We start from the raw sequence: 18,870 nt of genomic DNA, 5'->3' as shown, positions 1-18,870 counted from the left end.
GGCCACCGGGATCCACACCTCTGCCCGCGTCGACGCGCGTACGAGGCCCGGCCCTAGGTCGTTCTTTCCGGGCCGGCCCGGGCCGGCCCGCTCACAAAAGAGACCTTCAGCGTCAATACGATCGCCAAAGGTCCCCTGTGTGCATCAGACGTTCAATCCACCATACGGCAGGACACTGCCGGAAATGGAAGGACTTGAGAGATGGATCACAGGCTACAGGGGAACCCTGCCCTGCTTTCGAAGGTCTATTACCGAGGTCTCAAACGATCACATCCGGGCCGAGCGATCCGTGGCGCGGGCCGCCGAGGCGGCGCCCGGCCGGCCGCAAGGTAAGAACCGCGCGTGTCGATCACACCGCAGGACCGCCCCAGCGGGCGGCGTCGGCGGACTACCATCGGTCCATGACCCGTGTACTGCTCGCCGAGGACGACGCGTCCATCTCGGAGCCGCTGGCTCGCGCACTGCGCAGGGAAGGTTACGAGGTCGAGGTGCGTGAGGACGGACCCGCCGCGCTCGACGCCGGAATGCAGGGCGGTGTCGACCTGGTCGTGCTGGACCTCGGACTGCCCGGCATGGACGGCCTGGAGGTCGCCCGCCGGCTGCGCTCCGACGGCCACACGGTGCCCATCCTGATCCTGACCGCGCGCGCCGACGAGGTGGACACCGTCGTCGGCCTCGACGCGGGCGCGGACGACTACGTCACCAAGCCCTTCCGGCTCGCCGAACTGCTCGCCCGCGTCCGGGCCCTGCTGCGGCGCGGAGCCGCCGAGCCGCAGCAGCCGCCCGCCACCCACGGCGTGCGCATCGACGTCGAGTCCCACCGCGCGTGGATGGGCGAGGAGGAGCTCCAGCTCACCGCCAAGGAGTTCGACCTGCTCCGGGTGCTCGTGCGGGACGCGGGCCGGGTCGTCACCCGCGACCAGCTGATGCGCGAGGTCTGGGACACCACCTGGTGGTCGTCCACCAAGACCCTCGACATGCACATCTCGTGGCTGCGCAAGAAGCTCGGCGACGACGCGGCGAACCCCCGGTACATCGCGACCGTGCGCGGCGTGGGCTTCCGCTTCGAGAAGAGCTGAGCCGGCCGCCCCGCGCTTTCGTCAGGTAGGAGTACATGCGCCGCCGACTGATCCAGTCCACGCTTGCCGTGGTCCTGGTCGTGATCGCCGTCTTCGGTCTCTCCCTGGTGATCGTGGAGACCCGCACCATCAGCAGCAGCGCCCAGGAGCGCGTCGACTCCGAGGCGCTGCGGCTGGCCAGCATCGTCGACAGCAGGCTGCTCGGCGAGGCGACGGTCAACGCGGCGATCCTGCGCCACCAGATGGCCGACGGCCAGTACGCCGTGATCGGCATCCCGGGGCAGCGGCCCATCCAGGTCGGCGACAAGCCGTCCGGCGACGTGATCCACTCCACGGCCACGGGGGAGCAGGGCGAGACCGTCCGGGTGGAGGAGCCGCGCTCCTCGGTGACCCGCGAGGTCGGCCGTACGCTGCTGATCATCGGTCTGGTGGCGCTGCTCGCGGTGGTCGCCGCGGTGCTGCTCGCGGTCCGCCAGGCCAACCGGCTCGCCTCCCCGCTGACCGACCTGGCCGAGACCGCCGAGCGCCTCGGATCCGGCGATCCGCGCCCCCGCCACAAGCGCTACGGCGTCCCTGAACTGGACCGGGTCGCGGACGTGCTCGACGGATCGGCCGAGCGCATCGCCCGGATGCTGACCGCCGAGCGCCGGCTCGCCGCCGACGCCTCCCACCAGCTGCGTACGCCGCTGACCGCGCTGTCCATGCGCCTGGAGGAGATCACCCTCACCGACGATCCGGACACGGTGAAGGAGGAGGCGAACGTCGCCCTCGCCCAGGTCGAGCGGCTGACCGACGTGGTGGACCGCCTGCTGACCAACTCCCGCGACCCGCGCACCGGCTCCGCCGTCTCCTTCGAGCTCGACGAGGTCATCCAGCAGCAGATCGCCGAGTGGCGCCCCGCCTACCGCAGCGCCGGCCGGGCGATCGTCAGCTCCGGCAAGCGGCACCTCCGGGCCGTGGGCACGCCGGGTGCCGTCGCGCAGGTGCTGGCCGCGCTGATCGAGAACTCCCTCATGCACGGCGGCGGCACGGTGGCGCTGCGCACCCGCGTGACCGGCAACCAAGCCGTGGTGGAGGTCACCGACGAGGGCTCCGGCGTCCCCGCCGACCTCGGCGCCCGGATCTTCGAGCGCACCATCAGCGGCCGCAACTCCACGGGCATCGGACTCGCCGTCGCCCGCGACCTCGCCGAGGCCGACGGCGGCCGTCTGGAACTGCTCCAGGCCCAGCCGCCCGTCTTCGGACTGTTCCTGTCCCGCACCCCGCCGCTCAAGAAGGAGCCGGAGGACCACCCGATGGTGCGCTGACCGCCAGGGCCCGCGAGCCCGGCCTGATCCAAACGAGAGGCCCTAGCGGAAGGCCCTGGTCCGGGGCGTCTTCGACTCGGTCTGGAGGAAGGACTCCGCGCCCGCCACGGTCTGCCGGGCCGGCAGGGTGCGGAAGACCCAGGTGCGGTACGACCAGAAGCGGAACAGGGTCGCGATGCCGATGCCGAGGAACTTGAAGACGTTGCTCTGCAGCGGGCTGTCCCAGCCGAAGCCGTACGTCGCCAGGTACAGCACGCCGTTCTCGATCACCAGGCCGACCGCGCTGAACAGCAGGAACAGCGTCAGTTCCCTGGTGCGCCCGGTCCTCTCGCGGTCCCGGTACGTGAAGTAGCGGAAGCCGATGTAGTTGAAGACGATCGCGACGACGGTCGCGATGACGCTGGCCCGCACCACCTGGAGTCCGGTCGTGTGCCGCACCAGGTTGAACACGAGCAGGTTGACCAGCAGCCCAGCCCCGCCCACCGCGCCGAACTTGACGACCTCGCGCCAGAGCTGGTCCACGTGCCTGCGCAGCGCGCCGCGGGGCGCGGGGGGCGCCGGTCGAAGCCCCGAGGAACCATGTTCCATGGTCGTGCAGGCCCCCGTCTCGGTCGGTTCGGTCAACCCGGCCATGCTAACCAGCGCCGCACGTCCGCGCCCGTGCACAAGGCATCAGCTCGGGAACGGGTCGGAAAGAGTCCGGGAAAAGGCGGGAAAGAGCCGTCGAAGTGACTGGTAAGAACGCCGACGGGGGTGATGTCGCGTACATCAGTGCGGGGGGTGAGAGCCCCGCGAGGCGCCGGTACGGCCCCGGCGGGCGCGGAAGCGGTGCGCGGCGTGGCGGCCGATACCCTAGGAGCGTGACGTTCCCGGTAGTCGGCATGGTCGGCGGTGGCCAGCTCGCTCGTATGACACACGAGGCGGGCATCCCGCTGGGCATCAGGTTCAAGCTCCTCAGTGACACTCCCCAGGACTCCGCGGCGCAGGTGGTGAGCGACGTCGTCATCGGCGACTACCGCGACCTGGACACGCTGCGCGCGTTCGCGCGGGGCTGTGACGTGATCACCTTCGATCACGAGCACGTCCCCACCGAGCACCTGCGGGCCCTGGAGGCGGACGGCATCCCCGTGCGCCCCGGTCCCGACGCGCTCGTGCACGCCCAGGACAAGGGCGTGATGCGCGCGAAGCTCGACGCGATCGGTGTGCCCTGCCCGCGGCACCGCATCGTGAGCGACCCGCGGGACGTGGCCGCGTTCGCGGCGGAGCTCGAAAGGGGCGGGCACGAAGTGCCCTCCGGCAAGGGCGGCGGTGGGCGACGGGCGGGCGGTTTCCCCGTGGTCCTGAAGACGGTCCGCGGCGGCTACGACGGCAAGGGCGTGTGGGTGGTCGGCTCCGCCGAGGAGGCCGCCGAGCCCTTCCGCGCCGGCGTGCCCGTCCTCGCCGAGGAGAAGGTCGACTTCGTCCGGGAGCTGGCCGCCAACGTCGTACGCTCCCCGCACGGCCAGGCCGTGGCCTACCCGGTGGTGGAGTCGCGGCAGGTGAACGGCGTCTGCGACACCGTGATAGCCCCGGCACCCGACCTCGACGAGGGGCTCGCCCTCAGGGCCGAGCAGCTCGCGCTGACCATCGCCAAGGAACTCGGTGTCGTCGGCCACCTCGCCGTCGAGCTGTTCCAGACCCGCGACGGCCGCATCCTCGTCAACGAGCTGGCGATGCGCCCGCACAACTCCGGCCACTGGTCGATGGACGGCGCCATCACCTCCCAGTTCGCCAACCACGTCCGCGCGGTCCTCGACCTCCCGCTCGGCGACCCCCGCTCGCGCGCCCCGTGGACCGTCATGGTCAACGTCCTCGGCGGCGACTACCCCGACATGTACTCCGCGTACCTGCACTGCATGGCCCGCGACCCCCAGCTCAAGATCCACATGTACGGCAAGGACGTGAAGCCCGGTCGCAAGGTCGGCCACGTCAACACCTACGGCGACGACCTGGACGACGTGCTGGAACGCGCCCGTCACGCAGCCGGCTACCTGAGAGGCACCATCACCGAATGAGCCCAGTTGTTGGCATCGTCATGGGGTCGGACTCCGACTGGCCCGTCATGGAGGCCGCCGCCGAGGCGCTCGACGAGTTCGAGATCTCCTACGAGGTCGACGTCGTCTCCGCGCACCGCATGCCGCGCGAGATGATCGCGTACGGCGAGCGTGCTGCGGACCGCGGCCTGAAGGCGATCATCGCGGGCGCGGGCGGGGCCGCCCATCTGCCCGGCATGCTCGCCTCGGTCACCCCGCTGCCGGTGATCGGCGTACCCGTCCCGCTGAAGTACCTGGACGGCATGGACTCGCTGCTGTCGATCGTGCAGATGCCGGCCGGAGTCCCGGTGGCGACCGTGTCCGTCGGCGGTGCCCGCAACGCGGGTCTGCTCGCCGCCCGGATGCTCGCCGCGCACGACGAGGAACTGCTCACCCGGATGCGGGAGTTCCAGCAGGAGCTGAACGACCAGGCCACCGAGAAGGGCAAGCGGCTGCGCGCCAAGGTCGAGAACTCCGGCGGCTTCGGCTTCGGTAGGAAGTGACGCCGATGACCTCGCTGAACGAAGCCCGGGACCTGCTGCGGGAGTTCCCCGTCGTCGACGGCCACAACGACCTGCCCTGGGCGCTGCGCGAGCAGGTCCGCTACGACCTCGACGCGCGCGACATCGCCACGCCGCAGAACGCCCATCTGCACACCGACCTGCCGCGCCTGCGCGAGGGCGGCGTCGGCGCGCAGTTCTGGTCGGTCTACGTCCGCGCGGACCAGCCCGACCCCGTGCCGGCGACGCTGGAACAGATCGACTGCGTACGGCAGCTGCTCGCCCGTCACCCGGCCGACCTGGCGCCCGCGCTGACCGCCGCCGACATGGAGGCGGCGCGTGCGGAGGGCCGCATCGCCTCCCTCATGGGCGCCGAGGGCGGCCACTCCATCGCCGACTCGCTCGGCACGCTGCGCGGGCTGTACGCGCTCGGCGTGCGTTACATGACGCTCACCCACAACGACAACGTGGCCTGGGCGGACTCGGCGACGGACGAGCCGGGCGTGGGCGGCCTGTCGGCCTTCGGCCGCGAGGTGGTCCGGGAGATGAACCGGCTCGGCATGCTGGTCGACCTCTCCCACGTGGCCGCGACGACCATGCGGGACGCGCTCGACACCACGAGCGCGCCGGTGATCTTCTCGCACTCCTCCGCGCGGGCCGTGTGCGATCACCCCCGCAACATCCCGGACGACGTGCTGGAGCGGCTGCCCGCCAACGGCGGCATCGCGATGGTCACCTTCGTGCCGAAGTTCGTGCTCCAGGCGGCCGTGGACTGGACGTCCGCCGCCGACGAGAACATGCGTGCGCACGGCTTCCACCCCCTCGACAGCACCGCCGAGGCGATGAAGGTCCACCACGCCTTCGAGGAGGCGAACCCGCGCCCGGTCGCCACGGTCGCGACGGTGGCCGACCACCTCGACCACATGCGTGAGGTCGCCGGCATCGACCACCTGGGCATCGGCGGCGACTACGACGGCACGCCCTTCACCCCCGACGGCCTCAGCGACGTCTCCGGCTATCCGAACCTGATCGCGGAACTCCTGGACCGCGGCTGGTCCAGGACCGATCTGGCCAAGCTCACCTGGCAGAACGCGGTCCGCGTCCTGGGCGCCGCGGAGGACGTCGCCCGTGAAGCGCAGGCCACCCGGGCACCCTCCAACGCGACGATCGCCGAACTGGACGGCTGAGTTCCGGTACCGGACGGCAGGAGACCACGGCACGTGTGCCTCCTGCTGTCCGGCGCATACGGCGACCGCCGGACGCCTTTCAGCAGGCGCACAGGCAGAACGGGTGCCCGGCGGGGTCGGCGTAGACGCGGAAGCTGCTGCCGCCCTGCTCGGCCAGGGGCTTGGCCCCGAGCGCGAGCACGCCTTTCTCCGCCGCGTCCAGGTCCTCCACGATCAGGTCCAGGTGGAACTGCTGCGAGGCGTCCCCGGCCGGCCACTTCGGCGGCACGTGCCCCGGAGCCCTCTGGAACGCCAGCGCCGGACCGCCCGGCACCTTCAGGTCCACCCAGTCGCCCTCGCCCTCCACGGTCCCGCCGAGCACCTCGGCGTAGAAGCCGGCGAGGGCGCGCGGGTCGGGACAGTCCAGGACGACGACACCCAGCTTGGCGAGAGCCATGACTTCCTCCCAGTCGGAGACGGTGTTACCCATAGGAGTGGGTAACCGGTAACCGTTACCGCATGCTCCCGTATAGCAAGTAACGGCGCAACCGTATTGAAGAGGTACCGTCGCTGACATGAGTGAGAGATCGTCCGCGCCCGGGAGCCTGGCGCTGGTCGAGGCCCTGGTGAACACGCTGGACATCGAGACGGGCGCCGACTCGCTCGACACCGCGGAGGCCCGTGCGCGCCTGGGAATCTCCGAGGCGGAGCTGGAGCGGGCGCGCGAGCTGCGCGAGTCGCTGCGGGCGGTGCTGCTGGCCCACGCCGGTCACCCGCCGCACCGGCGGGTGACACCGCTGGGCGAGCTGCTGGCGCGGGCGCCGCTGCTGGTGTCCGTCGACGCCCGGGACGGCTCCGCCGCGCTCGCGCCCGCCGACGACGGCCCCCTGCTCTCCAGGGTCGCGGCCGCCGTCGCCGAGGCACTCGTCGCGGGCACCTGGACCCGGCTGAAGGCCTGTGAGGCGGCCACATGCCATTGGGCGTTCTACGACCGCAGCCCGGCCGGCCGCGGCCGCTGGTGCTCGATGCAGGTGTGCGGAGCACGCGCGAAGATGCGCCGCTACCGGGCGAAGCAGACGTGATCCACAGGCCGTTCGTCGTTCACACCGGCCTGTGTGGTGCACAATGCGTGCAGACGCCGGTTCGGCCGACTGAGCCTCGGCCGAACCGGCGTCGCCTGTTCTCGTGTGCCTGCCCGCGCGGGACTACGCGGTCGGACGGCCCATCGCCCGGTACGTCCACCCGGCCCGCCGCCACAGCTCCGGGTCCAGCGCGTTCCGCCCGTCGAGGACCATCCGGGCGGCGACGACCTCGCCCAGCCCTGCCGGGTCCAGCTCGCGGAACTCCCGCCACTCCGTCAGGTGCAGGACGACGTCGGCGCCCCGCACGGCCTCCAGCGCGGAGTCGGCGTACCCGAGCGTGGGGAACACCCGCCGGGCGTTCTCCATGCCCTTGGGGTCGTAGACCGTCACCTGGCCGCCCTGGAGGTGGATCTGCCCGGCGACGTTGAGCGCGGGGGAGTCCCGCACGTCGTCCGAGTCCGGCTTGAAGGTGGCGCCGAGCACCGCGACCCGCTTGCCGAGGAACGGTCCGCCGCCCAGTGCCTGCCGGGCCAGTTCCACCATCTGCCCGCGCTGGCGCATGTTGATCGAGTCGATCTCGCGCAGGAAGGTCAGCGCCTGGTCCGCGCCCAGTTCACCGGCGCGCGCCATGAAGGCCCGGATGTCCTTGGGCAGGCAGCCGCCGCCGAAGCCGATGCCGGCCCGCAGGAACTTCCGGCCGATCCGGTCGTCGTGCCCGATGGCCTCGGCCAGCTTGGCCACATCGCCGCCGGCGGCCTCGCAGACCTCGGCCATCGCGTTGATGAAGGAGATCTTCGTGGCGAGGAAGGAGTTCGCGGAGGTCTTCACCAGTTCCGCGGTGGGGAAGTCGGTGACCACGAACGGGGAACCCTCGCCGACCGGCGTGGCGTACACCTCGCGCAGCAGCTTCTCCGCCCGCTCGCTGCGCACGCCGACCACGATCCGGTCCGGGCGCAGCGTGTCCTGCACGGCGAAGCCCTCGCGCAGGAACTCCGGGTTCCAGGCCAGCTCCACGTCCGCGCCCGCGGGCGCGAGTTCGGCGATCGTACGGGCCAGACGGTCCGCGGACCCCACGGGCACGGTCGACTTGCCGACGATGAGCGCGGGGCCGGTCAGGTACGGGGCGAGCGAGGTGACGGCGGAGTCGACGTAGCTCATGTCGCAGGCGTACTCGCCGTGCTTCTGCGGGGTGTTCACGCAGACGAAGTGGATGTCGCCGAACGCGGCAACCTCCGCGTAGTCCGTCGTGAAGCTCAGCCGCCCGGTCGAGCCCTCGATCCCGGCCACGTGCCGGCGCAGCAGCTCCTCGAGACCGGGCTCGTACATCGGGACCTCGCCCCGCCGGAGCATCTCGATCTTCTCGGGGACCACGTCGAGACCCAGCACCTCGAACCCGAGCTCGGCCATGGCCGCGGCGTGCGTCGCGCCGAGATAGCCGGTCCCGATCACAGTGATCTTGAGGCTCATGGGTGCTCCAGGAAAGACGACGGTGATGCGGTGCCCGAGCATATCGGGGGCATGCGCGGGGCCTTCGCCGGGCAATGTCCCCGCTGTCGCCAAGCTCACGTATCACTGGCGGGGGCGGGCGCATAAAATTTGGGTTACTTAACGGTAATTAGCGTTGGAGCGTGAGAGACCTTGGCCGGATCGGCTGACTTCGACCTGTACCGCCCGTCGGAGGAGCACGGCATGCTCCGCGACGCCGTCCGCTCGCTGGCCGAGGCGAAGATCGCGCCGTACGCCGCCGTGGTGGACGAGGAGGCCCGCTTCCCGCAGGAGGCCCTGGAGGCGCTGGTCGCCAACGACCTGCACGCGGTGCACGTGCCCGAGGAATACGGCGGCGCCGGCGCGGACGCCCTCGCGACGGTCGTCGTGATCGAGGAGGTGGCCCGCGTGTGCGCGTCCTCCTCCCTCATCCCGGCCGTGAACAAGCTGGGCTCGCTGCCGGTGATGCTCTCCGGTTCCGAGGAGCTGAAAAAGCGGTACCTGACCCCGCTCGCCAAGGGCAACGCGATGTTCTCGTACTGCCTGTCCGAGCCGGACGCGGGCTCCGACGCGGCCGGCATGAAGACCAAGGCGGTCCGCGAGGGCGACACGTACGTCCTCAACGGCGTCAAGCGCTGGATCACCAACGCGGGCGTGTCCGACTTCTACACGGTGATGGCCGTCACCGACCCCGACAAGCGCAGCAAGGGCATCTCGGCGTTCGTCGTGGAGAAGTCGGACCCCGGGGTCTCCTTCGGCGCCCCGGAGAAGAAGCTCGGCATCAAGGGCTCCCCGACCCGCGAGGTCTACCTGGACAACGTCCGCATCCCCGCCGACCGCATGATCGGCGCCGAGGGCACCGGCTTCGCCACGGCGATGAAGACCCTGGACCACACCCGCATCACCATCGCGGCCCAGGCCCTCGGCATCGCCCAGGGCGCCCTCGACTACGCCAAGGGCTATGTCAAGGAGCGCAAGCAGTTCGGCAAGCCGATCGCCGACTTCCAGGGCATCCAGTTCATGCTCGCCGACATGGCCATGAAGATCGAGGCCGCCCGCAACCTCACCTACGCGGCCGCCGCCAAGTCCGAACGGGGCGATTCCGACCTGACCTTCCAGGGTGCCGCCGCCAAGTGCTTCGCCTCGGACGTCGCCATGGAGGTCACCACGGACGCCGTCCAGCTCCTCGGCGGCTACGGCTACACCCGCGACTACCCGGTCGAGCGCATGATGCGCGACGCCAAGATCACGCAGATCTACGAGGGCACGAACCAGGTCCAGCGGATCGTGATGGCGAGGAACCTTCCGTAGCAGGTCTCTTCACGCGTCTTCGACGGCCTCCGGCATCGCGCCGGGGGCCGTTCGTGTCGCGGCGGGGAGGGCCGCCGTAAGCCGAACGGCGGTAGCCGGTGCGTTGTCCGTGCCGGATGGCGCGGGGGCCCGGGCGGGCGTACGACGGAAGTGAACAGGGCCCCGATCCGGTGCCCTTCGTCCCCCAGGAGGAGCCATGACCCAGCCCGGAACCATGACCCCCATGAGCAAGGAGATGCAGGACTGCGTCCAGGCCTGCATGTCGTGCCACACCGTCTGCGAGGAGGCCATGAGTGGCTGCATGCAGATGGGCGGCCAGGCGCAGATGCAGATCATGCGCGCGATCATGGACTGCTCCGAGATGACCCGCATGTGCGCGGACATGATCATGCGCCGCTCGCCGATGGCGGCCGAGATGTGCGCGATGTGCGCCAAGGCCTGCGACATGTGTGCCGAGGCGTGTATGTCCATGCCCGACGACAAGATGATGATGCGCTGCGCGGAGGCGTGTCGCCGCTGCGCGGAGATGTGCCGGGCGATGGCGAGCGTCAGGATGTGACCTGAGCCCGACCGGACGGCGAAAGCCCCGCGGTGCCGGCCGGCACCGCGGGGCCCTCCTGGGAGAGGGGCCGGGTCAGTTGCCCGTGACCGTGACCTTCTCGTCGTTCTTCAGCTCGTTGACCAGAGTCTTGACCTTCGGCATGTCCCAGACGAGATTGCCGCCGGTGGAGCCGGATATCGGCATGTTCATGGAGGTGCCGTCGCCGCCGCTGACGTTCTTCATCGCCCAGAACATGGAGGCCAGGTTCCACAGGCTCATGTCCTTGTCGACGATCAGGGAGTCCAGGCCCGCGCCCAGCGTCGGGTAGAGCTTGAACGGGTTCATGACGGTCGAGGGGGTCGCCACCTCGTGGGCCAGCGCGGCGAGGAACTTCTGCTGGTTCTTGGTGCGCTCCAGGTCGGAGGCGGCGAAGGCGTGCCGGGTGCGGACGAAGGCCAGGGCCTGCCGGCCGTCCAGCGTCTGCTTGCCCGCCTTGAAGTCGGCGCCCGAGTACTTGTCCTGGAAGCCCTTGTCGATGGTGAGTTCCACGCCGCCGACCGCGTCCACGATGTTCGCGAAGCCGGCGAAGCCGATCTCCACGTAGTGGTCTATGTGCAGTCCGGTGTTGTACTCGACGGTGCGGACCAGCAGCTCCGGGCCGTCGAAGGCGTAGGCCGCGTTCAGCTTGTTCGCTCCGAGCGGGCCCTTGATCTTGCCGGACTCCGAGCCGCGGAACTGCGGGATCGTGACGTTGGAGTCGCGCGGCAGGGATATCAGCGTGTCGCCGTTGTCGCCGACGTGCAGGATCATCATCGAGTCCGTGCGCTTGCCCTCGGCTGACCCCGTGTGCAGGTCCTTCTTCTGCTGCGAGGACATGCCCTCGCGGCTGTCGGAGCCGACGATCAGGTAGTTCGTGCCCTTGCCGGCCTCCGGGCGGTCGATGACCTTGGACAGGTCGACCTCGCGGCGGAGCTTGGAGTCGGCCCAGAAGTAGGTCGCGACCGAGGTCACCACCAGCAGCGTGACCAGGGTGATCACGGACCACTTGAAGCGGCGGCGCCAGTTCGGCGCGGGACGGTAGCCGCGCGGGTCACCGCCGCCCGGTCCGCCGGGACCGCCGTAGACGTGGCCGGAGTTGTAGCCGTCGTGGCCGCCGGGATCGTCGTACCCCCCTCCGCCGACGTAGGACGGCTGCTGCGGGATGCCGTACGGCGGTGCCGAGGAGCCGGGGCCGCCGGGTCCCGGATACCCGCCCTGCCCTGCGGGGCCACCCGGGCCGCCACGCCGTACCTGGCGCATCACACGCGCCCCTTCCGGCGTCGCGCCGGCGCTGCCGCGTCCGTATCGGGGTCCACGGTCGCCGCCGGACCGCCCCTGGGGCCAATCACTCATGCGGCCCAGTGTGCAGGGCACCGCCGTGTGCCTTACAAGGGCCGTCGGTGAATAAGGGCCCCGCTGTTGCCAAGCTGACACAAAATCCCCCGGATGCCGCCTCGGCATAAGGTAGGGGTCATGACAGAGCAGGCCTCCACCGCTGAGTCCGAGATATCGGATATCCCCGGCAAGCCGACTTCGGCGTCCCGGACCACCCTGAGCCACATCATGACCCACAACGACACCAACCTGCTGGGGACGGTGCACGGCGGCGTGATCATGAAGCTGGTCGACGACGCGGCGGGTGCGGTGGCCGGCCGGCACAGCGGCGGACCCGCCGTCACGGCGTCCATGGACGAGATGGTGTTCCTCGAACCGGTCCGGGTCGGCGACCTTGTCCATGTCAAGGCCCAGGTCAACTGGACCGGTCGCACCTCCATGGAGGTCGGTGTGCGGGTCCTCGCCGAACGCTGGAACGAGTCCACCCCGACCACCCGGGTCGGCTCGGCCTACCTGGTCTTCACCGCCGTGGACGCCGACGGCAAGCCGCGCCCCGTGCCGCCGGTGCAGCCCGAGACCGACCGGGACCGGCGGCGCTACCAGGAGGCCCAGATCCGCCGCACCCACCGCCTGGCCCGCCGCCGCGCCATCAAGGAACTGCGCGAGAGGCGCGCCGCCGAGGGCTTCGAGGACTGACGGCTGCCCGCCGGTCCTCACTCCGTCAGCCGCACAGCACCTCGTCGCCCGTCATGACCATCGCGGCGCCCTGCTCCGGGTCCTCCACCCGCACCGGGCGCACCCGGCGGTAGTCGCTTCCCGCGATCACCTTGAGCGTGGCCCCCTGCCCCGGCACGGCCCGCAGCTCACTGCCCGGCAGCGCCGCGGCGAGCGACTTCGCCGACCGGTCCCACCGGGGGTCGTAGACCACGACCGTCCGCCGCGCGGTGCGGTCCTGGGCGTCCGCGGGCGCCCCCGTCGTACGGAACCCGGCCGCGGCCAGCGCCTCGTCCACCCGATTGCCGAGCCCGGCACCGGCGGTGCCGTTCTCCACCTGGACGCGGATCTGCTGCGGGGCGACCTGCACGGCCACCGGAGGGTTCGCAGGCCGCGGCCGGCGCACGGTCAGCGGCCGGTCCTCGCGCAGCGCCTGGAAGAGGCGGTCGGCCTTGGTCCGGTCCCACTTCACCGTCGAGCCGAGGCCCTTGACGGGATACGACGGCTGCGCGATCGGGACGGTGGTGAACTCCGAGGAGGACGGGGAGAAGTTCCGCATCGCCCGCCCGAGGTCCAGCAGCTCGTCGGTGTGGAACCCCTGGTCCGCCCGCACCGAGCCCAGCACGGTCAGCGCCACGTTCCGGAACTTCATGGGGTTCAGCAGCACCCGGGAGGAGGCCGCCCGCTCGATCAGGGCGGCCAGGAAGTGCTGCTGGCGCTTCATCCGGCCCAGGTCGCTGGCCCCGTCGACGTGCCGGGAGCGGACGTACTGCAGGGCCTGGCCGCCGGAGAGCGTGTGCGTGCCGGCGGCCAGGTCCAGGCCGGAGTAGCTGTCCCGCATCGGTTCGGAGGTGCAGATCTGCACCCCGCCGAGGACGTCCACGGTCCGCATGAAGGTGGTGAAGTCCACCTCCAGATAGTGGTCGATCTTCAGACGGGTCAGGTCCTCGACCGTGCGCACGGTCAGATGGGGCCCGCCCTCCGCGTACGCCGCGTTGAGCTTGACGGGGTGCGGTCCGTGCCGCCGGCCGGAGTTCTGGTCGACGTGGCCGGGCAGCTCGGCGTAGGAGTCCCGGGGCAGGCTCACCACGCTGGCCCGCTGCCGGTCCTGCGACACATGCACGATCATCATCGTGTCGGTGCAGTGGCAGGCCTGGCCGCCCAGCCGGTACTGGCGCCGCTCCTGCTCACTGATCCGGTCCCGGCCGTCGGTGCCGACCAGCAGGACGTTCATGCCGTGGCCCGCACGCGGGCGGTTCTTCATGTCCTTGAAGGGGTCGACCCGGGCGATGTCCGCGTCCAGGCTGGAGACCACCGCGTGCCCGATCCCGGCGGATGCGAGCACCACCACCGACAGCGTGGTCGCCGCTCGCATGGCCCAGCGCGGTCTTTTCCTCGGTACGGACGCGTACGGGACCCGGGCCGGCCGCGGCGGTGCGGGGCGGCGCTGCGGGGGTCGCGGTGACCGCGGGCGGGGCCGGGACGGCGTGGTGGGCATGGGGACACCTCCGCATAGGCGTGGGTGGGCACCGTGAGCACCGTAGGGCCATACGATCGGCTGACCGGTGCGGTGACCCCCACGGCGCGCACCGCTGTCCCCCGTTCGCGGTAACGTGAGCACCGATGAACGCCAAGCCCGACGTGCGGCTCCCCGCCGTTTCTGTGATCATGCCCGTCCTCAACGAGGAACGGCACCTGCGCGGAGCCGTCGAAGCGATCCTTGCGCAGGAGTACGACGGCGAGATGGAGGTGGTCATCGCCCTCGGTCCGTCCACGGACCGCACGGACGAGATCGCCGCCGGGCTCGTGGCCGACGACCCGCGCGTGCACACGGTCCCGAATCCCACCGGCCGCACCCCCGCCGCGCTCAACGCCGCGATCAAGGCCTCCCGCCATCCGATCGTGGTCCGGGTCGACGGCCACGGGATGCTCTCGCCGGACTACATCGCCACGGCGGTGCGGCTGCTCGAGGAGACCGGCGCGCAGAACGTCGGCGGCATCATGCATGCCGAGGGCGAGAACGCCTGGGAGCACGCCGTCGCCGCCGCCATGACCTCGAAGATCGGGGTGGGCAACGCCGCCTTCCACACCGGCGGCCAGGCCGGCCCGGCCGAAACGGTCTATCTGGGTGTCTTCCGCCGTGCGGCCCTTGAGCAACAGGGCGGCTACAACGAGGAGTTCATCCGGGCCCAGGACTGGGAACTCAACTTCCGCATCCGCGAGGCGGGCGGCCTGATCTGGTTCTCGCCCGAACTGCGGGTGTCCTACCGGCCCCGCCCGAACGTGCGGGCGCTCGCCAAGCAGTACAAGGACTACGGCCGCTGGCGGCACGTGGTCGCCCGCTACCACCAGGGCTCCATCAACCTGCGCTACCTCGCCCCGCCGGCCGCGGTCTGCGCCATCGCGGCGGGCATCGTGGCGGGCGCCGCCCTGACCCCGTGGGCCCTGGTGGTCCCCGGCGGCTACCTGGCGGCGATCGCCGCCGGCTCGCTCCCCGCGGGCAAGGGCCTTCCCCTGGCGGCCCGGCTGCGCATCCCGGTCGCCCTGGCCACGATGCACATGTCCTGGGGCTGGGGCTTCCTGACCAGCCCCAAGTCCCTGGCCCGGAGGGTCATCGCCGCACGACGTCCGGCGGTCCCCGCCGCCGACTGAGCGTTCCCGCCAAGAGTTCCGCGGGGCCCCTCTCCCCGGAGAGGGGCCCTGTTCGCGCTACCAGCGGTAGGGCGCGTACACGTCCATGCACTGGTTCTCGTCCGAGCCGTTGATGGCGTCGGAGTTCTCGGGCAGCTCGCCGGGCTTCGGCGTGGCCTCCTTCGGATACGTGCTCCCCGTACGCCAGTCGGCGCCGACGACGACGGTGACACCGGAGACGTCGGTCGACCTGCGCACCGAACTCAGCGGAATCCCGAGGGCCTTGGCGACGCTCTGCGCGTCGCCCTCCATGTCCGCGCTCGGATACCGCACGAGCGTCTCGTCCTCCGCCAGCGCCGGCGAGGTGTCCGCGGCGGCCCGGGTGAAGCCCTTGCCCGCCAGTTCCTGGCTGATCTCCCGCGCCCGGCCGCCGACCGGGGCCGCGGTGGCGGTGCGGGTGGCGTTCTGCACCAGGACGCCCAGCCGGTCGGCCGGGACCGAGGGAGTCCTGGCCGCCGCGCCCTTGCCGGTCTGCTTCTTGGCGTCCGGCGACGGGCCCTTGTCGTCGAAGGGCACGTCGTCGCGGATCATCTTCCACATCTTCGCGGCGTTGGCGCCGTCCGGGAGCAGGTGGTTCTCGTCCTTCCAGTCCTTGATGTTGGGCATCGTGGTCATGGTGATGCGGTCGGCGGGGACCGTCTTGAGCTGCATCCCGAGGTCGTACAGCTTCGCGACGGTGCCGATCTCCTCGGAGACCTCGAGCGACTTCGTGGCCGTCTCCGCCAGGTTCATCAGCCGGCCGGTGTCGGTGAAGACGTTCTGGTGCTGCAGTGTGCGGATCATCGAGTTCATGTACATGTGCTGGCCCCTGGCCCGCATCTGGTCGCTGCCCCAGGCGTGCCGGGTGCGCAGCCACTGCAGGGCCTGCTTGCCCTGGACCTTGTGCTTGCCCGCCGTCAGCTTCAGACCGGAACCCCCGGGCGCCCGGGGCGTGGGGTGGTCCCACACGTTCTGCTTCACACAGACCTCGACGCCGCCGATGGCGTCCGCCATCTTCACCACGCCCGCGAAGTCGAGCGTCATCCAGTGGTCGATGTACACACCGGTGAGGCTCTCCCAGGTGGCGAGCGTGCAGCCGGCGCCGCCGCGGGCCAGCGACTCGTTGATGATCTGGTTGACCGGCGGATAGACCTCGCCGGTGTCGGGGTCGGTGCACTTGGGGATGTCGACCCGGGTGTCCCGCGGGATGCTCACCACGGCGGCGCTCTTGCGGTCCGCGGCCAGGTGGATGAGCATCTGCACATCGGCCCGCGGCGGGGTGCCGCGGTTGTCCCGGCTGCCGCCCAGTGCGATGTTCGCGTCGGAGTTACGGCTGTCGGAACCGATCAGCAGGATGTTCATGGGCGTCTGGCCGTCCGCGTTCGGCCTCGACCGCTGCGCTTTGGAGTCGCCGCTGCTGCGCCGGCCCTTGTGGATGTTGTCGTTCAGGTGCTGGTAGTAGAGGTATCCGGCGCCGGCCGTGCCGAGTACGACCAGTGCGAGCACCGTGGCCGACCAGCGCAGTACGCGCCGCGCGGGGCTCCTGCCCGCGGTGTCGGGCTTCTTCCCGCCGCGTCCTCCTCCGCCGTGCCGGCCGCGGCCGTCCGATGCGCTGCCCTTGCGCGACGCGGGAGGTATCGCTTCCTCGACCGCCGACCCCTCCCCGCGCAGACTGCTCTGCGTCACTCCCCGTCCTCCCACCCTGGTGCCATGCCATGAAACAGGCCTGCCATGCGCCGGGTTAGACGCATGACAGGCCCATAAGGTGGTGCTGTGCGCTCAACTTGCGCACTCGACCTTGTCCGCCGTGGACTTCTCCTCGACATCCGGGGCCTTCGTCGGCGGGGTGAGCGGCACGCCGGCACCCTTGAAGTCCTTGCCCAGGGTCAGCGTCATCGTGGGCAGCCCCTGGGAGTTGGTGAAGCTCTTGCCCGGCTTCAGCGCGGCCCCGGACAGTCCCATGAGCGCGGCGAGCTTACGCGCCTGCGGCGCCTGGTCGGGCGCGTACTCGAGGGTGGTCTTGGGGATGGTGGGCGCGTTGGCCGCGTTCTCCGACTTGAGCACGCCCACGGAGGTCTGCAGCCAGCTGACGGTCTCCTGGGCGGAACCGGGGGCGGCCCCTCCGTTGAAGACCCGGACCCGCACCTCGGAGGCCTCGGACTGGGTGCCCTTGAGGCGGGCGGCCGCGGCGCTCTTGTCCGTCTTCTGCTTCTTCTTCACCTCGGTGAAGGAGACGTCGTTGGCGATGGCGTCGAAGACCGGGGGGGCTATGACGGGGTCGACGATGACCGTCTTGTGCACCACGCCGTCCGCCGGGTTGTCCCGCACCGGCACCGTCAGGAAGGTGATGTTCTTCGTCGGCACCTTCTTCAGCTCCAGTGCCACGTCCTTGAGGGTGCTGACCTTGCCGATGCCGGTGTCGACGGTCAGCGCCTTGGTGGCGGCGTCGGCCAGGTCGTACAGCTTGGCCGGGTCGGTGAGCGTGTCACCGGAGGCCATCTTGCGCATCAGCGAGCTGAGGAACTGCTGCTGCACCTTGATCCGGTCCAGGTCGCCCTTGTTGCCCCAGGCGTGCCGGGTTCGCACGAAGGCCAGTGCCTCCTCGCCCTCGACGTTGGACTTGCCGGCGGGCAGGTTCAGGTGTGATTTGTCGTCGTTCACGGCGTGCTTGAGGCACACGTCGACTCCGCCGACCGCCGTCGTCAGCGTCTTGACCGCGTTGAAGTCGGCCATCATGAAGTGGTCGGGCTGAACACCGGTGATCTCTTTGACCGTTCGCATGGTGCAACCCGGGTCGCGGCCGTCCTGGCCGAGGCTCGTGTTGAAGCGCTCGTTGCTCGTTCCCGGGATGACCCTCGTGCTGCCGTCGGGCTGCTTGGTCGGGCAGTCCGGGACATCCACGATCAGGTCGCGCGGGATGCTCATCGCGGTCGCGTTCGTACGGTCCTTGGAGACGTGCAGCAGGACGTTGGTGTCGGCGTGGCCCACGCTGCCCTTGTCGCCGTAGCCCTCGTTGCCTTTGCCGGTGCGCTTGTCCGTGCCGATGATCAGTATGTTGAAGGCTTCGTCCTTGCTGAAGCCGTTCTTGGCCGCGCTGCCCACGTCGGTGGTGGAGACGTTGCCTTCGAGGTGCTTGTAGACCAGGTAGACGGTCGTGCCGACGCCCACCACGACGAGCGCCATGGCGCCGCTGGTCCACATCAGGACCTTCTTGGTCTTCGACTTCTTCTTCTCCGGCCGGCGCCCCCGCCGTCCGGGCGGCGGCTCGTCGGCCGGCACTGCTCGGCGCCGGCGCGGGGCGGGCACCGTCTCGGCGGGAGCGGCCTCGCGGGTCTTCTGCCCTCCGGCCGGCGCCGCCGGGCGCTCCGCGGACGCGTTGCCCCCGGCCCTGCCCGCGGACGGCCGACGAGGACCCGGCACCGCCGACTGCGGTGCGGAATCGGGCAGTCGCAGCTCGTATTCGCCGGTGTCCGGATTGAGTACCCACTGGTCTGCGGGGTCGATGTTGTCCGCCCGCCCACGGCCTTGCGCGTCCACGGTTGTCCGAATCCTCCGTCGGGGCCACGCGG

The 18,870-nt window shown here is 70.6% G+C and carries 17 protein-coding genes; 10 read left to right on the top strand and 7 right to left on the bottom strand.

The window, feature by feature from the left end:
- Nucleotides 1-401: 401 nt before the first annotated feature.
- Both OIE49_RS14960 and OIE49_RS14955 read left to right on the top strand, forming a co-directional pair.
- The gene (locus OIE49_RS14960; RefSeq protein WP_326802750.1) at nt 402-1,079 is read left to right on the top strand and encodes a response regulator transcription factor; all 678 of its coding nucleotides are present in this window, start codon (nt 402-404) and stop codon (nt 1,077-1,079) included.
- A 35-nt stretch (nt 1,080-1,114) separates the two neighbouring features.
- A complete protein-coding gene (locus tag OIE49_RS14955; RefSeq protein WP_326802749.1) occupies nt 1,115-2,386 on the top strand; it encodes an ATP-binding protein in 1,272 nt (423 codons plus the stop codon).
- 42 nt (nt 2,387-2,428) lie between these two features.
- Here the strand turns inward: OIE49_RS14955 and OIE49_RS14950 are convergent, their stop codons facing one another.
- Nucleotides 2,429-2,974, bottom strand: coding sequence for a GtrA family protein (locus OIE49_RS14950; RefSeq protein ID WP_100571129.1), 546 nt, complete (start codon nt 2,972-2,974; stop codon nt 2,429-2,431).
- A gap of 293 nt (nt 2,975-3,267) precedes the next feature.
- Between OIE49_RS14950 and OIE49_RS14945 the strand changes: the two genes are divergently transcribed.
- The 3 genes from OIE49_RS14945 to OIE49_RS14935 are packed head-to-tail and all read left to right on the top strand — an operon-like array spanning nt 3,268 to nt 6,145.
- On the top strand, nt 3,268-4,440 hold the full coding sequence (locus OIE49_RS14945) for a 5-(carboxyamino)imidazole ribonucleotide synthase (protein WP_401743336.1): 1,173 nt from the start codon (nt 3,268-3,270) through the stop codon (nt 4,438-4,440).
- On the top strand, nt 4,437-4,961 hold the full coding sequence (gene purE, locus OIE49_RS14940) for a 5-(carboxyamino)imidazole ribonucleotide mutase (RefSeq protein ID WP_326802747.1): 525 nt from the start codon (nt 4,437-4,439) through the stop codon (nt 4,959-4,961). Before OIE49_RS14945 ends, purE begins: the two co-directional genes overlap by 4 nt.
- 5 nt (nt 4,962-4,966) lie before the next feature.
- Entirely contained in the window at nt 4,967-6,145 is a 1,179-nt protein-coding gene (locus tag OIE49_RS14935; protein WP_326802746.1) for a dipeptidase, read from the top strand.
- A 79-nt stretch (nt 6,146-6,224) separates the two neighbouring features.
- Here the strand turns inward: OIE49_RS14935 and OIE49_RS14930 are convergent, their stop codons facing one another.
- Nucleotides 6,225-6,581: a VOC family protein gene (locus OIE49_RS14930; RefSeq protein WP_326802745.1), complete on the bottom strand. Its 357-nt coding sequence runs from the start codon at nt 6,579-6,581 to the stop codon at nt 6,225-6,227.
- Nucleotides 6,582-6,699: 118 nt separating this feature from the next.
- On the opposite strand from OIE49_RS14930, the gene OIE49_RS14925 reads away from it, so the two are divergent.
- Nucleotides 6,700-7,206 carry a CGNR zinc finger domain-containing protein gene (locus OIE49_RS14925; protein ID WP_326802744.1) on the top strand — a complete coding sequence of 169 codons (507 nt, stop codon included), beginning with the start codon at nt 6,700-6,702 and terminating at the stop codon, nt 7,204-7,206.
- 123 nt (nt 7,207-7,329) lie between these two features.
- On the opposite strand, the gene OIE49_RS14920 is transcribed toward OIE49_RS14925, so the two are convergent.
- The gene (locus OIE49_RS14920; RefSeq protein ID WP_326802743.1) at nt 7,330-8,673 is read right to left on the bottom strand and encodes a UDP-glucose dehydrogenase family protein; all 1,344 of its coding nucleotides are present in this window, start codon (nt 8,671-8,673) and stop codon (nt 7,330-7,332) included.
- 171 nt (nt 8,674-8,844) lie between these two features.
- On the opposite strand from OIE49_RS14920, the gene OIE49_RS14915 reads away from it, so the two are divergent.
- The gene (locus OIE49_RS14915) at nt 8,845-10,002 is read left to right on the top strand and encodes an acyl-CoA dehydrogenase (protein ID WP_326802742.1); all 1,158 of its coding nucleotides are present in this window, start codon (nt 8,845-8,847) and stop codon (nt 10,000-10,002) included.
- Nucleotides 10,003-10,198: 196 nt separating this feature from the next.
- Nucleotides 10,199-10,561, top strand: a complete 363-nt coding sequence (locus tag OIE49_RS14910; RefSeq protein ID WP_326802741.1) for a four-helix bundle copper-binding protein — start codon at nt 10,199-10,201, stop codon at nt 10,559-10,561.
- A 75-nt stretch (nt 10,562-10,636) separates the two neighbouring features.
- On the opposite strand, the gene OIE49_RS14905 is transcribed toward OIE49_RS14910, so the two are convergent.
- Nucleotides 10,637-11,935: an LCP family protein gene (locus tag OIE49_RS14905; protein ID WP_326802740.1), complete on the bottom strand. Its 1,299-nt coding sequence runs from the start codon at nt 11,933-11,935 to the stop codon at nt 10,637-10,639.
- Between the two features lie 120 nt (nt 11,936-12,055).
- Here OIE49_RS14905 and OIE49_RS14900 point away from each other — a divergent pair, with 120 nt between their 5' ends.
- Nucleotides 12,056-12,613, top strand: coding sequence for an acyl-CoA thioesterase (locus OIE49_RS14900; protein ID WP_100570995.1), 558 nt, complete (start codon nt 12,056-12,058; stop codon nt 12,611-12,613).
- A 25-nt stretch (nt 12,614-12,638) separates the two neighbouring features.
- Here OIE49_RS14900 and OIE49_RS14895 read toward each other — a convergent pair whose 3' ends face one another.
- On the bottom strand, nt 12,639-14,129 hold the full coding sequence (locus OIE49_RS14895; protein WP_326802739.1) for an LCP family protein: 1,491 nt from the start codon (nt 14,127-14,129) through the stop codon (nt 12,639-12,641).
- Nucleotides 14,130-14,254: 125 nt separating this feature from the next.
- Here OIE49_RS14895 and OIE49_RS14890 point away from each other — a divergent pair, with 125 nt between their 5' ends.
- On the top strand, nt 14,255-15,283 hold the full coding sequence (locus OIE49_RS14890) for a glycosyltransferase family 2 protein (protein ID WP_326802738.1): 1,029 nt from the start codon (nt 14,255-14,257) through the stop codon (nt 15,281-15,283).
- Between the two features lie 57 nt (nt 15,284-15,340).
- On the opposite strand, the gene OIE49_RS14885 is transcribed toward OIE49_RS14890, so the two are convergent.
- Nucleotides 15,341-16,987, bottom strand: coding sequence for an LCP family protein (locus OIE49_RS14885; protein ID WP_326802737.1), 1,647 nt, complete (start codon nt 16,985-16,987; stop codon nt 15,341-15,343).
- A 93-nt stretch (nt 16,988-17,080) separates the two neighbouring features.
- Nucleotides 17,081-18,838, bottom strand: coding sequence for an LCP family protein (locus OIE49_RS14880; RefSeq protein ID WP_326802736.1), 1,758 nt, complete (start codon nt 18,836-18,838; stop codon nt 17,081-17,083).
- Nucleotides 18,839-18,870: the final 32 nt, after the last annotated feature.

This window comes from Streptomyces sp. NBC_01788, assembly GCF_035917575.1.
In the GTDB taxonomy this organism is placed as follows: domain Bacteria; phylum Actinomycetota; class Actinomycetes; order Streptomycetales; family Streptomycetaceae; genus Streptomyces.
Note: the sequence above shows the minus strand (reverse complement) of the source record. Positions and strands in the feature narration are given on the sequence as shown.

What these genes read in the sequence shown, in the direction of transcription:
- OIE49_RS14960 (WP_326802750.1), top strand. Translation starts at nt 402, where the DNA reads ATGACCCGTGTACTGCTCGCCGAGGACGACGCGTCCATCTCGGAGCCG.
- OIE49_RS14955 (WP_326802749.1), top strand. Translation starts at nt 1,115, where the DNA reads ATGCGCCGCCGACTGATCCAGTCCACGCTTGCCGTGGTCCTGGTCGTG.
- OIE49_RS14950 (WP_100571129.1), bottom strand. Translation starts at nt 2,974, where the DNA reads ATGGAACATGGTTCCTCGGGGCTTCGACCGGCGCCCCCCGCGCCCCGC.
- OIE49_RS14945 (WP_401743336.1), top strand. Translation starts at nt 3,268, where the DNA reads ATGGTCGGCGGTGGCCAGCTCGCTCGTATGACACACGAGGCGGGCATC.
- purE (WP_326802747.1), top strand. Translation starts at nt 4,437, where the DNA reads ATGAGCCCAGTTGTTGGCATCGTCATGGGGTCGGACTCCGACTGGCCC.
- OIE49_RS14935 (WP_326802746.1), top strand. Translation starts at nt 4,967, where the DNA reads ATGACCTCGCTGAACGAAGCCCGGGACCTGCTGCGGGAGTTCCCCGTC.
- OIE49_RS14930 (WP_326802745.1), bottom strand. Translation starts at nt 6,581, where the DNA reads ATGGCTCTCGCCAAGCTGGGTGTCGTCGTCCTGGACTGTCCCGACCCG.
- OIE49_RS14925 (WP_326802744.1), top strand. Translation starts at nt 6,700, where the DNA reads ATGAGTGAGAGATCGTCCGCGCCCGGGAGCCTGGCGCTGGTCGAGGCC.
- OIE49_RS14920 (WP_326802743.1), bottom strand. Translation starts at nt 8,673, where the DNA reads ATGAGCCTCAAGATCACTGTGATCGGGACCGGCTATCTCGGCGCGACG.
- OIE49_RS14910 (WP_326802741.1), top strand. Translation starts at nt 10,199, where the DNA reads ATGACCCAGCCCGGAACCATGACCCCCATGAGCAAGGAGATGCAGGAC.
- OIE49_RS14905 (WP_326802740.1), bottom strand. Translation starts at nt 11,935, where the DNA reads ATGAGTGATTGGCCCCAGGGGCGGTCCGGCGGCGACCGTGGACCCCGA.
- OIE49_RS14900 (WP_100570995.1), top strand. Translation starts at nt 12,056, where the DNA reads ATGACAGAGCAGGCCTCCACCGCTGAGTCCGAGATATCGGATATCCCC.
- OIE49_RS14895 (WP_326802739.1), bottom strand. Translation starts at nt 14,129, where the DNA reads ATGCCCACCACGCCGTCCCGGCCCCGCCCGCGGTCACCGCGACCCCCG.
- OIE49_RS14890 (WP_326802738.1), top strand. Translation starts at nt 14,255, where the DNA reads ATGAACGCCAAGCCCGACGTGCGGCTCCCCGCCGTTTCTGTGATCATG.